General features: G+C 68.2%; 10 protein-coding genes. 5 read left to right on the top strand and 5 right to left on the bottom strand.

The features are described 5' to 3' along the window. Positions 1 to 71: 71 nt before the first annotated feature. On the bottom strand, positions 72 to 965 hold the full coding sequence (locus AC5YGJ_RS13990; RefSeq protein ID WP_496186873.1) for a LysR family transcriptional regulator: 894 nt from the start codon (positions 963 to 965) through the stop codon (positions 72 to 74). Between the two features lie 108 nt (positions 966 to 1,073). Here AC5YGJ_RS13990 and AC5YGJ_RS13985 point away from each other — a divergent pair, with 108 nt between their 5' ends. From AC5YGJ_RS13985 to AC5YGJ_RS13965, 5 genes are all read left to right on the top strand, one after another. Beyond that, positions 1,074 to 1,463 carry a RidA family protein gene (locus tag AC5YGJ_RS13985; RefSeq protein WP_496186872.1) on the top strand — a complete coding sequence of 130 codons (390 nt, stop codon included), beginning with the start codon at positions 1,074 to 1,076 and terminating at the stop codon, positions 1,461 to 1,463. 236 nt (positions 1,464 to 1,699) lie between these two features. Continuing rightward, positions 1,700 to 2,032, top strand: coding sequence for a hypothetical protein (locus AC5YGJ_RS13980; RefSeq protein ID WP_496186871.1), 333 nt, complete (start codon positions 1,700 to 1,702; stop codon positions 2,030 to 2,032). 56 nt (positions 2,033 to 2,088) lie between these two features. After that, the gene (locus AC5YGJ_RS13975) at positions 2,089 to 3,342 is read left to right on the top strand and encodes a TolC family protein (RefSeq protein WP_496186870.1); all 1,254 of its coding nucleotides are present in this window, start codon (positions 2,089 to 2,091) and stop codon (positions 3,340 to 3,342) included. Beyond that, complete coding sequence (locus AC5YGJ_RS13970) at positions 3,339 to 4,544, top strand: efflux RND transporter periplasmic adaptor subunit (protein WP_496186869.1); 1,206 nt, start codon at positions 3,339 to 3,341, stop codon at positions 4,542 to 4,544. Before AC5YGJ_RS13975 ends, AC5YGJ_RS13970 begins: the two co-directional genes overlap by 4 nt. A 10-nt stretch (positions 4,545 to 4,554) precedes the next feature. Beyond that, on the top strand, positions 4,555 to 7,764 hold the full coding sequence (locus AC5YGJ_RS13965) for an efflux RND transporter permease subunit (RefSeq protein ID WP_496186868.1): 3,210 nt from the start codon (positions 4,555 to 4,557) through the stop codon (positions 7,762 to 7,764). Between the two features lie 95 nt (positions 7,765 to 7,859). Here AC5YGJ_RS13965 and AC5YGJ_RS13960 read toward each other — a convergent pair whose 3' ends face one another. The 4 genes from AC5YGJ_RS13960 to AC5YGJ_RS13945 all read right to left on the bottom strand — a co-directional run bounded on the left by AC5YGJ_RS13960 (position 7,860) and on the right by AC5YGJ_RS13945 (position 11,934). After that, the gene (locus AC5YGJ_RS13960; protein ID WP_496186867.1) at positions 7,860 to 9,632 is read right to left on the bottom strand and encodes a DUF885 domain-containing protein; all 1,773 of its coding nucleotides are present in this window, start codon (positions 9,630 to 9,632) and stop codon (positions 7,860 to 7,862) included. Positions 9,633 to 9,809: 177 nt separating this feature from the next. After that, a complete protein-coding gene (locus tag AC5YGJ_RS13955; protein ID WP_162292089.1) occupies positions 9,810 to 10,157 on the bottom strand; it encodes a lipid-A-disaccharide synthase N-terminal domain-containing protein in 348 nt (115 codons plus the stop codon). After that, positions 10,157 to 10,879, bottom strand: coding sequence for a glycosyltransferase family 2 protein (locus tag AC5YGJ_RS13950; RefSeq protein WP_049443806.1), 723 nt, complete (start codon positions 10,877 to 10,879; stop codon positions 10,157 to 10,159). The genes AC5YGJ_RS13955 and AC5YGJ_RS13950 overlap by 1 nt, the downstream gene beginning before the upstream one ends. Before the next feature lie 89 nt (positions 10,880 to 10,968). Further along, positions 10,969 to 11,934 carry an NAD-dependent epimerase/dehydratase family protein gene (locus AC5YGJ_RS13945; RefSeq protein WP_249842438.1) on the bottom strand — a complete coding sequence of 322 codons (966 nt, stop codon included), beginning with the start codon at positions 11,932 to 11,934 and terminating at the stop codon, positions 10,969 to 10,971. Positions 11,935 to 11,952: the final 18 nt, after the last annotated feature.

Raw genomic sequence — 11,952 nt, 5'->3', positions numbered from 1 at the left:
TTTCCTGTTGCAGGTGCATTGAATTTTCGCACGTGCCGGCGCGCGACCGGATTCGGAAATGTTGCGGATGCTCAGCCCAGCGCCTCCACCACCCAATCAATGAACACCCGCAGCCGCTGGCTCATGTGCCGGTTCGGCGGGAACATCACGTGCATCGGCATCGGCGGCAGCTGCCAGTCCTCCAGTACCGGCAGCAGTTCGCCACGCGCCATGTGCGGTTCGGCCATGTAGCGGGGCAGCGCGACCACGCCGAGCCCCGCCAACGCCGCCGCAAGATAGGCGTTGCCGTCGTCGAAACCGACCGTGTAGCGGCCCTGCACCTCGATGCGCTCATCGCCGCGCTGTGCAGTGAACACGCGGGCACGGCCACTGCGCGGGCTGAGGAATCCGACCATGTGATGGTCCGGTCCTTCCAGCGCGCGCGGATCGCTCGGCAGGCCGAAACGCTGCACATAGCCCGGGCTGGCGTGGAAACCGATCGGCAACGCCCCCAGCGGCCGTGCCACCAGTGCAGGATCGGCCGGGGTGCCGCCGCGGATCACGCAGTCGACGTTGTCGGCGATGACATCGACTTCGCGGTCACTGACGCCGATATCCAGCTGGATCTCCGGGTAGCGTGCCTGGAAATCCGGCAGTGCCGGCACCAGCCGCAACCGCGCGTACGGTCCGGGCACATCCACGCGCAGGCGGCCGCGCGGTTGGGCGGCCGCATCGCCCAGCCCGCCTTCCACCTCGTCCAGCTCGGCCAGCAGCCGGGCGATGCGCGGGTAATAGGCCGCACCGTCGGCGGTGACGCTGACCCGCCGCGTGGTGCGGTTGAGCAGGCGCAGCCGCAGATGCGCCTCCAGCTGCTGCACCAGCTGGGTGACCGTGGTGCGGCTGATCTGAAGGGTGTGCGCGGCACGGGTGAAGCTGCCGGTTTCCACCACCCGGGCAAAGGCCCGCATCGCCTCGAAACGGTCCATGGCTGGCCGCGATTGTTTGGAATTGGCAATCAATCTAGGCCGATCATCGCGGTTTATCCAGACAGCGCCGGCGGGGAGGATGGCGTTCTCTCCCACGGGATCTTCCCCATGTCACAGCGTGATGTCGTTTTCCCCGCCGGGCGCCAGGCCCTGTACGAGCGCAACCGCTACTCGCCGGCGATCCGGTCCGATGGCTTCCTGTTCGTTTCCGGCCAGGTCGGCAGCCGCGAGGACGGTTCGCCCGAGCCGGACTTCGAGACGCAGGTGCGCCGCGCCTTCGAGAATCTCAATGCGGTGTTGGCCGCCGCAGGCTGCACGTTCGATGACGTGATCGACGTGACCGTGTTCCTGGTCGATCCAGAAAAGAACTTCGAGAAGGCCTGGGCAATCGTGCCCGAGTACTGGGGCCAGGCGCCGCACCCGACCCTGACCGGCATCGGCGTGACCTGGCTGTATGGATTCCAGTTCGAGATCAAGGTGATCGCGAAGCTGCCGTGACCGTTACTGTAGAGCCGAGCCCATGCTCGGCTGGTCGTGCGAAAGCAGCCGAGCGTAGGCTCGGCTCTACAGACGCGCAGCCCGGTGTCCTACCCCACGGGCTGAAAAGCGTGTCGACCAAGGTCGACACCTACCAGAGCCATGTGCGCGGCCCACCTGAACGGGAGATTCCGACGAATTCCCGAAGCGGCCATTGATATTGTATCCGGCGAAAACCGCTTGCTAGCCTCCCCTTCATGCGCTGGATCACCCGCCACCTCCGTTCGACCCTGCTGATGCTGCTGATGGCGGCATTCGTGGTCGTGCCGGTGGCCGATGCCCTGGCGTGCACGGTGGAACCGCATGCCAGCACGGTGCATGTGGAGGCCGCACCGGATGCCGATGGCGATACCGACGGCAAGCATGTCGGTGCCTGTGGCCACAACCACTGCCACCACTCCAACCTCAGCCTGCCGGCACACACGCTGGCCGCGTTCGGGGCGCCGCTGCCGGCGCGCTGGATGAGTGCGGGCGATGCGGCGACCTATGCGGTCGCCCATGATGAATTGACGCGTCCACCCCGGGCGTGAGTTGAGCGCATCCCGCGATTGCGGGCTCCCGTTTCACTCACAACCGGAATCCCCCTATGTCGATCCTGACACCTCGGTCGCCGCGTGCGGCCGGGCTGGTCGTCGCCGTGTTGCTGGGCCTGGCCCCGGCGGCATCGGTGATGGCGCAAGCCGCCCCCTCCTACGACACCCTGCTTGAACGCCTGGACCAGCTGCCCGGCACCCGTGTGGGTACGGCGCTGGCCGAGGCCGCCGATGCGCGCGCCGACCAGGCCCGTGCGCTGCCCAATCCCTCCCTTTCCTGGTCGGCCGAAAACGCCTGGGGCTCCGGCACCTACCGCGGCATGGGCAAGGCCGACACTGTGCTCACCCTGTCCCAGCCGCTGGAGGTCTGGGGCCAGCGTGGCGCGCGCGTTCGTGCCGCCCGGGCCGAGGCACAAGCCGCTGCCCTGCGTGGTTCGCAGAGCCGCAGTGATGTCGCCAGCCAACTGGCGGCGGTCTACGCACAGGCGGAAAGTGCATTGCGTCGTTACGCCCTCGCCGCCGAAGCGCTGACCCTGACCCGCGACGATGCGGCTGCCGTCAATGCGATGGTCAAGCAGGGCCGCGAACCCCAGCTGCGCGCCGTGCAGGCACAGAGCGAAGTGGCCAACGCCACGGCGTCGCTGGATGAAGCCCAGGCGTTCCGCGATGCCGCACTGGCCCGCCTGGCCGGTACCGCGCTGCTGGATGCGCCGGTGCAGTCGATCGACAACAGCCTGCTCGACCGCGCGCCACCGCTGCCGCGCGGTGCCACCGATACCGCGCTGGCGGTGCGCATCGCCGAAGCCGAAGCTGATGCAGCGGGCAAGCTGGTGGACGTGGAGCGCAAGCGCGCCCTGCCCGACCTCAGCGTCACCGCCGCGCAGACCCGCTTCCGCGAAGGCGGCGAGCGTGCCTACAACCTCGGGCTCAGCCTCAGCATCCCGCTGTTCGACCGCAACCGCGGCGGCATCCGCGCCGCCAACGCCGACCAGCGCGCGGCCGAAGCGCGCCTGGACCAGCAGCGCCGCGACAGCGAGGCCGAGCGCCTGTCCGCCGTGGCCGGGCTGAAGGCGGCCGGCAGCCGTACCCGCGCCGCCGATGAAAGCGTGGTCGCCGCCGAAGAGGCGTATCGCCTGGCACGCGTCGGCTTCGACGTTGGACGCATCTCGCAGCTGGAATTGCGCAGCACGCGCAGCGCCCTCATCGCCGCCCGCGGCACCGCCGTGGATGCGCGCCTGTCGCGCGTCGGCGCGGAAATCGATCTTGCCCGCCTGGAAGGGCGCGCACCTTTTGTGGAGGCCCCATGACTCTCTCCCGTTCCTTCCCCCTGATCGGCGGCCTCCTGCTGACCGTGTTCCTGGCCGGCTGCGCCGGCAACGCGCAGACGCCGGCGAATGAAGACCCCGCTGCGGCCAAGGCCGGCACCGACGATGGCCACGGCCATGCCGCCGACCGCAAGGAGGCCAAGGCAGAAACCGCAAAGGCGCCGGCAGACGCCGATGAAGGCGTGGTGCCGCTGACCCCTGAGCAGATCAAGGCGTCCGGTATCGAAGTGGTTGCCGTCGGTCGCGGCGGTGGCGGTTCAACCCGCCTCGCCGGCCGGGTCGAGCCCTCGGTCGGTGCGCGTGCATCGGTGGCCTCCACCGTGACCGGCCGCGTTGAACGCGTGCTGGTTGCACCCGGCACGGCGGTGAAGCAGAACCAGGCACTGGCCATCGTGGTCAGCGGCGAGGCGGCGGTGTTCCGGGCCAATGCGCTGGCCGCATCGGCCGAAGCCGAGGCCGCACGCCTGGCCTATGGCCGCGACAAGGCGCTGGTCGACCAGGGCGTGGTCGCGCGCCAGGAAATGGAAGCTTCGCGCGCACGCTCGCTGGCCGCCCAGGCCCAGGCCGCTGCCGCGCAGGCGCAGGCCGCCGCCAACGGGGCGCCCGATGCCAGTGGCCGCGTGCGCATCACCAGCCCGGTGGCCGGCATCGTCGGCAACGTACAGGTTACGCCGGGTGGCGTGGTCGCCGCCGGCAGCGCGGTGGCCGACGTCGCCGATCCGGCGATGAACGAGCTGGTGTTCACCGCGCCGCCGGCACTGGCCGCGCAGGTCACGCCGGGCATGAAGCTGGAAGTGAGCGTGCCGGGTGGCAGCTTCACCGCCACCGTCACCGGCTCGGCGGCTGACGTGCGCCAGCAGGGCGGCGTGGCCGTGATCCGCGCCACGCCAGTGGACGATTCGCTGCCGCCGGCCGGTTCGCCGGTATCGGCGGTGGTGGTCACCGAAGGCCAGGACGGCTCGCTCAGCGTGCCGGCCGACGCAGTGCAGAACGTCGATGGCGGCAGCGCGGTGTTCGTCGCCGTCAATGGCGGCTTCAAGGCCCAGCCGGTCCTGGCCGGGCGTCGTGCCGGCGACCGCATCGAGATCCTCGGTGGTCTGACCGGCAACGAACGCATCGTCGGTGCCAACGCCTTCCTGCTCAAGGCCGAACTGGCCAAGGGCGAAGCCGAGCACGGCCACTGAGGAGGCGACCATGTTCAAGCTGATCATTGAAACAGCGGTGCGCCACCGCTGGCTGGTGGTGTTCCTGGCGGCGCTGATCGCTGCAGTGGGCCTGTTCCAGCTGGGCAAGCTGCCGATCGACGCGGTGCCGGACATCACCAACCGCCAGGTGCAGATCAACACGGTGGCACCGGCGCTGACCCCGGAGCAGATCGAGCGGCAGGTGACCTACCCGCTGGAAACCGCGCTGGCCGGCATTCCCGGCCTGACCACCACCCGTTCGCTGTCGCGCAATGGCTTCTCGCAGGTCACCGCGATCTTCACCGATGCCACCGACATCTACTTCGCGCGCCAGCAGGTGGCCGAGCGCATGCGCGAAGCGGCCGATGATCTGCCCGATGGCGCGTCGCCGATGCTGTCGCCGGTCACCACCGGCCTCGGCGAAGTGCTGATGTGGACGGTGGACTTCACCACCTTCGATCCAGCCAAGCTGGCCAAGCCCGGTGACGCCGGCTGGCAGGCCGGTGAGGTCTATCGCACGCCGGAAGGCAACCTGCTGCGCACGCCGGAAGAACGCGCGACCTACCTGCGCACCGTGCAGGACTGGATCATCGCGCCGCAGATGCGCTCCAGCCCGGGGCTGGCCGGTGTCGATACCGTTGGCGGCTACGTCAAGGAATACGGCGTGCATCCGGACAGCGCGCGGCTGGCCGCGCATGGCCTCGGCCTGGCCGACCTGGTCACTGCCCTGCAGCGTTCCAACGTGCAGGCCGGTGCCGGTTTCGTGCAGCGTGCCGGCGAAGGCCTGGTGGTGCGTGCCGATGGCCTGGCACTGACCACCGAGGATCTTGCACAGGCACCAGTGGCCACCCGCAATGGCGTGGTGGTGCGCGTGGCCGATGTGGCCACCGTGGAACTGAGCCGCGCGCCACGCCTGGGCGCGGCCAGCCGCAACGGCCACGAGGCCGTGCTGGGCACCGCGCTGATGATTGCCGGGGGCAACAGCCGCACCGTGGCGCAGGCCGCGGCCGCACGCCTGGAACAGGTGAACAAATCGCTGCCGGCCGACATCGTGGCCGCGCCGGTGCTGGACCGCAGCGTGCTGGTCAATTCCACCATCAAGACCGTGGCCAAGAACCTTACCGAGGGCGCGCTGCTGGTGGTGGTGGTGCTGTTCCTGCTGCTGGGCAACCTGCGTGCGGCGACCATCACCGCGCTGGTGATCCCGCTATCGTTCCTGTTCGCAGTGATCGGCATGAACCGCTTCGGCATCAGCGGCAACCTGATGAGCCTGGGCGCGTTGGACTTCGGCATCCTGGTGGACGGTGCGGTGATCGTGGTCGAATCGACGCTGCTGATGCTGGGCCAGCGCCGCGCCGAACTGGGCCGTGCGTTGACCGCGATGGAACGCCTGCGCGTGGCCGCCGACTCGGCAATGAAGATGGCGCGGCCGGCGGCGTTCGGACAGCTGATCATCCTGCTGGTGTTCGCGCCGATCCTCACCCTGGAAGGCGTGGAGGGCAAGACGTTCCACCCGATGGCGGCCACCTTCATGCTGGCCCTGGTCGGTGCCTTCATCTTCTCCTTCACCTTCGTGCCGGCAATGGCCGCACTGCTGGTGCGCGAGCCGAAGGTGAAGGACGGCGATGCCCATGCCAATGATGGCGAGCACGAAACGAAGCTGATCCGCGTGCTGCGCGCGCGCATTGAACCGGTGGTGCGCAAGGCCGTGGCACATCCGCGAACGGTGCTGGCCGGTGCGGTGATGATGCTGGTGGTGGGCATCGGCTCGTTCTCGCTGCTGGGCCGCGAGTTCATGCCGACGCTGGACGAAGGCAACGTGGCGATGCAGGCCTTGCGCGTGCCGTCGACCTCGCTGGAGCAGTCGCTGGCGATGCAGCTGGCACTGGAAAAGGCAATCGCCAAGCAGCCGGAAGTGGCGACCGTGTTCTCGCGCACCGGTACTGCCGAGGCGGCGATCGACCCGATGCCGGCCAACATCTCCGACAGCGTGATCGTGCTGAAGCCGCGCAAGGACTGGCCCGATCCGAAGCTGGCCAAGGACGCACTGGTGGCGCGCTTCGAGAAACTGGCCGGACAGCAGCTGGGCAACAGCTTCGAGTTCAGCCAGCCGATCGAGCTGCGCTTCAACGAGCTGATTTCCGGCGTGCGTACCGACCTGGCGGTGATGATCTTCGGCGATGACTTCAGCCAGCTGCAGAAGGTGGCCGACCAGGTGGCGCTGAAGCTGCGCGCAGTGAACGGCGCAGCCGACGTGCGGGTGGAGCAGATCTCCGGCCTGCCCACGCTGAACGTGGCGATCGACCACGTGGCGGCGGCGCAGTACGGGCTGACCGCCGCGGACGTGAGTGATGCGCTGTCCACCGGCATCGGCGGTACTGCGGCGGGCAAGATCTTCGAAGGTGATCGCCGCTTCAACGTGGTGGTGCGCCTGGATGATGCCTCGCGCAACGATCCGGACCAGCTGGCGTCACTGCCGATCGCCACGCCGTCGGGGCTGGTGATTCCGCTGTCGTCGGTGGCGCGCATCACGGTCAGCGAAGGACCGAACCAGATCAGCCGCAACAACGGCAGCCGCCGCGTGGTGGTGCAGGCCAATGTGCGTGGGCGTGACCTGGGCGGCTTCGTCGGCGAGGCGCAGGCGGCGGTGGCTGACGTGGCGTTGCCGCCGGGTGCCTACCTGACCTGGGGCGGCCAGTTCGAGAACCTGCAGCGCGCGGAGAAGCGGCTGGCGACGGTGGTGCCGGTGGTGTTCCTGCTGATCGGCAGCCTGCTGTTCATGGCCCTGCGCAGCGGCAAGGAAGCCGTTCTGGTGTTCAGCTGCGTGCCGCTGGCACTGGTCGGCGGCATCCTCGCGCTGTTGCTGCGTGGCATGCCGTTCTCGGTGTCGGCGGCGGTCGGCTTCATCGCCGTCTCCGGCGTGGCCACCTTGAACGGCCTGGTGCTGATGCAGGCGATCCGCGAACACCTGGATGCCGGTGACCTGCCGCTGCAGGCGGCGATCAACGGTGCCTCCAGCCGTATCCGCGCGGTGCTGACCACGGCGCTGGTGGCGATCGTCGGCTTCATTCCGATGGCCATTGCCAGTGGTTCCGGTGCGGAAGTGCAGAAGCCGCTGGCGACGGTGGTGATCGGTGGCCTGATCACCGCCACCGTGCTGACCCTGCTGGTGCTGCCGACGTTTGCCGCGCGCGTGGCCAAGCCGCGGGCGGTGGGGTGAGATGCGAGGGGGTCGGAGCCCTTTCCTTGGGAAAGGGATCCGACCCCGTGACAGGGTCGGATTGCCGGCCAGCGGCCGGCACTACCCGGTAACGGTCAGGCCTTCTTGCGCTCGGCGATATACGCCTGGATCTGCTGTTCCAGCACCGGCAACGGCACCGAGCCCTGCTTGAGCAGGGTGTCGTGGAAAGCCTTGATGTCGAACTTGTCGCCCAGCTCCTTCTCGGCCTGCGCACGCAGGCGCACGATGGCGATCTCGCCCAGCTTGTAGCTCAACGCCTGGCCCGGCCAGGAGATGTAGCGATCCACTTCGGTGGTCACTTCATGCTCGCTCAGCGCGGTGTGGTCGCGCAGGTAGGCCAGCGCCTGCTCGCGGGTCCAGCCCTTGCTGTGCACGCCGGTGTCGATCACCAGGCGCGCGGCGCGCCACATTTCGTAGGTCAGGCGGCCAAAATCCTCGTACGGGGTTTCGTAGATGCCCATTTCCACGCCCAGCTTCTCGCAGTACAGCGCCCAGCCTTCGCCATAGGCGGAGATGTAGGCGTTGCGGCGGAACTCGGGCAGGTTCTTCTGCTCGGCGGCGATGGCGCCCTGCAGCGCGTGGCCCGGATCGGATTCATGCAGGGTCAGCGCCGGCAGGTTGTACAGCGGGCGCGACGGCAGGTTGTAGGTGTTGAGCCAATAGGTGCCCATGCCACCACGGCCGGCGGTCCAGAACGGTGCAATGTCCGGCGGCACCGGCACGATGGTGAAGCGCGCGCGCGGCAGCGTCATGTACTTGCCGAGCTGGCCATCGGCCCGCTTGGAAATCCATGCGGCACGCGACAGCAGCTCCTGCGGGGTCTTGGCGTAGAACTGCGGGTCGGTGCGCAGGAAGGTCAGGAACTCGGCGAAGCTGCCCTTGAACTTCACCTGCTTGATGATGTCGTTCATCTCGCCCTGGATGCGAGCGACTTCGTCCAGGCCGATGCGGTGGATCTCGTCCGGCGACAGGTCCAGCGTGGTGTATTCATGGATCTGCTGCTTGTAGTACGCCTTGCCATCGGGCATCGCTTCGGCGGCCAGGGTGGTGCGCGCCTGCGGCACGTACTCGTTGACGAAGAAGGTGCGCAGCTGCTGGAACGCCGGCACCACCTTGCCGCTGATCGCCGCGCGCGCCTGCGCCTGCAGCTTGGCCTGTTCGGCGGCCGGGATGCTGTTGGGCAGCTTCTTGAACGGCGCGTACAGCGGCGATTCGGTCGGGTCCTTCAGTTCGGCGACGGTGGCGATGGACACTTCGCGACCATCGAGCACGGCACGCGGCACGCTGAAGCCACGCTTCAGGCCGGCGCGCATGTTCTCGGTCTGCTGGCCGAAGTAGCGCGGCACATCATTCAGGCGGGCGATGTAGTTCTGGTAGTCCTGCGCGGTCTTCATCTCGCGCCGGGCCATGAAGGACAGGTTGGACCAGAACGAGGAGTCGGCGTTGAACGGCATCTCGTAGCCGCGCAGGCGCACTTCTTCGGCCAGGTTGAACACCTGGTCGTGGTAGATCGCGTAGTTGACCTGGTTGTCGGCCGACAGGGCCTTCGGGTCGATCTTCTTCAGTGCGGCCAGGGTCTCGTCCCACACCTTCAGGCGCGCCTGCTGCGCGGCCGGGCCGACGTCGGGCATGCGGGTGGCATTGGCCGGGGCGTCTTCGTCCTCGCTGGCCTCGCCGCCGCCTTGCTGGCGCCACTTCCATTCCTTCTCGTACAGCGCGCGGAAGGCGGCATCGGCAGGCGATTCGGTGGCGACGCTGGCCGGCGCGGCAGCGGCGGGCGGCGCGGCCAGGGCCACGGCGGGGGCGGACAGGGCGATCAGCAGGGCAACGGCAAGACGGGTTTTCACGAGCAGAGGTTCCCGGGAAGGCAGACCCCGATCATGGCACCCCCCACCGCCGGTGGCATGGGACGAAGGTCCTGCCTGCAACGCAGGCAGGACCGGGAGCCGGCTGCTCTGGTAGCGGCCAACCCTGGTTGGCCCCCCGAAACCCAGCGCCGACCAAGGTCGGCATCTACCGGAGACCTAGTGGCTGGCCCTGTCGCGCTTCCAGCCGCGGTGCTTGATGTCCAGGTGCAGGCTGTACAGCGCGGTGAACGCCGGGAACAGGTTCTGCAGCACACCCACCGAGTCCTGCTTGGCCGAGAACAGGAAGTAGCTCAGCGTCATCAGGCTGCCGACCACGCTCATGTACCAGAACAGGCGCGGGATGACCGGCTTGCCGGCGCGCTTGGAGGCGATGAACTGGACCAGCCAGCGGCCGCCGAACATCAGCGCGCCGGTGTAACCGATCAGCTTCCAGCCGGTCACATGCAGGCCGGTCCAGTACAGCCAGGTCAGCGGCTGGTCCAGCCAGTGCAGCTCCAGATCCATCAACGCTCCTCCACCGCGGTGCGCTTGCTGCGGGTGATCAGCCAGGCCACGCCGCGCAGGTCGCGGATGCCGACCAGCGCGCGACCGAGGTTGTTGTACTTGGACACGCCTGCGGTGCGGTGACGGTGGTTGACCGGCACGCTGGTGGTCTTCCAGCCGGCGCGCTGCATCAGCGCCGGCAGGTAGCGGTGCATGTGGTCGAAGTACGGCAGGTCGAGGAACGCGCTGCGCTCGAACAGCTTGATGCCGCAGCCGGTATCGGGGGTATCGTCGCGCAGCATGCGCGCGCGGATGGCGTTGGCCCAGCGGCTGGCCCAGCGCTTGCTGCCGCTGTCCTGGCGGTTGACGCGCCAGCCGGCGAACAGCTTCACCTGCGCCTCGGCGGCATCGCGCGCGGCCAGCAGCTTGGGAATATCGGCCGGATCGTTCTGGCCGTCACCATCGAGGGTGGCGATCCACGGTGCGCGCGCGTGCTTGACGCCGGTGCGCACGGCGGTGCTCTGCCCGCTCTGGTTCACGTGGTGCAGCACCCGCAGCTCCGGCGTGGTCGCCTTCAGGCCCTGCAGCACGGCCAGGGTGTCATCGCGCGAGTGGTCGTCGATGTAGACGATCTCGAACGGCAGCCGGCCGCGCAGCGCGGCGGTGATTTCAGCGACCAGCGGGGCGACGTTGTCACGCTCGTTGAACACCGGAACGACAACGGAAAGCTCGGGTTGGCTCATAAGGCACTCGGCCAAAGGGAAACAAAGACCGCGCATTCTCCGAAACCGAGGTTATCCGAAGATGAACCCGGCGGCGTGAGGATCCCTCCTCAGGCGCGATCACCAAAATACTCGCGGCACCACGCCACGACGGGCGGCAGGCCTTGTTCGATCGGGGTCACCGCATCGAAGCCGAAAGCGTCATGAGCGCGCCGGGTATCGGCCATCGTGCGCACCATGTCGCCGGGCTGCATGGGTTTGTAGACCTTCTGCGCGGGGCGGCCGGCGGCCTGCTCGATCACGCCGATGAAGCGTTCCAGCTCGACTGGCGTATGGTTGCCGAGGTTGAACACCCGGTGCGGTACCGGACCATCGGCCGGATGCGCGAGCGCGCCGAGGATACCGGCCACGATGTCGGAAACATGTGTGAAATCGCGCTGCATGCGGCCTTCGTTGAACACGTCGATCGGCCGCCCGGCCAGTACCGCACGCGAGAACAGCAGCGGCGCCATGTCCGGCCGGCCCCACGGGCCATACACGGTGAAGAAGCGCAGGCCGGTGGCGTGAAGGCCGTACAGCTGCGCATAGGTGTAGGCCATCAGCTCGTTGGCGGCCTTGGTCGCCGCGTACAGCGAGCGCGGCTGGTCCACGCGCTGGTCCTCGGAGAACGGCGGCGTGGCCGAATCGCCATACACCGAGCTGCTGGAGGCATACACCAGGTGCTGCACGCCGCGATGGCGGCACAGCTCGAGCATATTGACGAAGCCGACCAGGTTGCTGTCGACGTAGGCCTGCGGGTTTTCCAGCGAGTAGCGCACGCCGGCCTGTGCGGCCAGATGGATCACCGCGGTCGGCTGCACCTCATCGAACAGCGCGGCCAGGCCGTCGCGGTCGGTCAGGTCCAGTGTGCGCAGGTCCAGCGTCGGGCACAGCGCAGCCACGCGATCACGCTTGATCTGCGGATCGTAGTAGTCGTTGAAGTTGTCCAGGCCGACCACGGCCTGGCCGGCCTCCAGCAGCGCGCGGGCGGTGTAGGCACCGATGAAGCCGGCAGCGCCGGTGAGCAGGATGGTCATCGCGGGTCTCGATCAAAG

The organism is Stenotrophomonas sp. CS3K5, from assembly GCF_059515225.1.
The sequence above is the reverse complement of the archived record's forward strand: the minus strand, read 5'-3'. Positions and strand labels throughout refer to the sequence as shown.

What these genes read in the sequence shown, in the direction of transcription:
- AC5YGJ_RS13980 (WP_496186871.1), top strand. Translation starts at nt 1,700, where the DNA reads ATGCGCTGGATCACCCGCCACCTCCGTTCGACCCTGCTGATGCTGCTG.
- AC5YGJ_RS13985 (WP_496186872.1), top strand. Translation starts at nt 1,074, where the DNA reads ATGTCACAGCGTGATGTCGTTTTCCCCGCCGGGCGCCAGGCCCTGTAC.
- AC5YGJ_RS13965 (WP_496186868.1), top strand. Translation starts at nt 4,555, where the DNA reads ATGTTCAAGCTGATCATTGAAACAGCGGTGCGCCACCGCTGGCTGGTG.
- AC5YGJ_RS13975 (WP_496186870.1), top strand. Translation starts at nt 2,089, where the DNA reads ATGTCGATCCTGACACCTCGGTCGCCGCGTGCGGCCGGGCTGGTCGTC.
- AC5YGJ_RS13990 (WP_496186873.1), bottom strand. Translation starts at nt 965, where the DNA reads ATGGACCGTTTCGAGGCGATGCGGGCCTTTGCCCGGGTGGTGGAAACC.
- AC5YGJ_RS13955 (WP_162292089.1), bottom strand. Translation starts at nt 10,157, where the DNA reads ATGGATCTGGAGCTGCACTGGCTGGACCAGCCGCTGACCTGGCTGTAC.
- AC5YGJ_RS13970 (WP_496186869.1), top strand. Translation starts at nt 3,339, where the DNA reads ATGACTCTCTCCCGTTCCTTCCCCCTGATCGGCGGCCTCCTGCTGACC.
- AC5YGJ_RS13950 (WP_049443806.1), bottom strand. Translation starts at nt 10,879, where the DNA reads ATGAGCCAACCCGAGCTTTCCGTTGTCGTTCCGGTGTTCAACGAGCGT.
- AC5YGJ_RS13945 (WP_249842438.1), bottom strand. Translation starts at nt 11,934, where the DNA reads ATGACCATCCTGCTCACCGGCGCTGCCGGCTTCATCGGTGCCTACACC.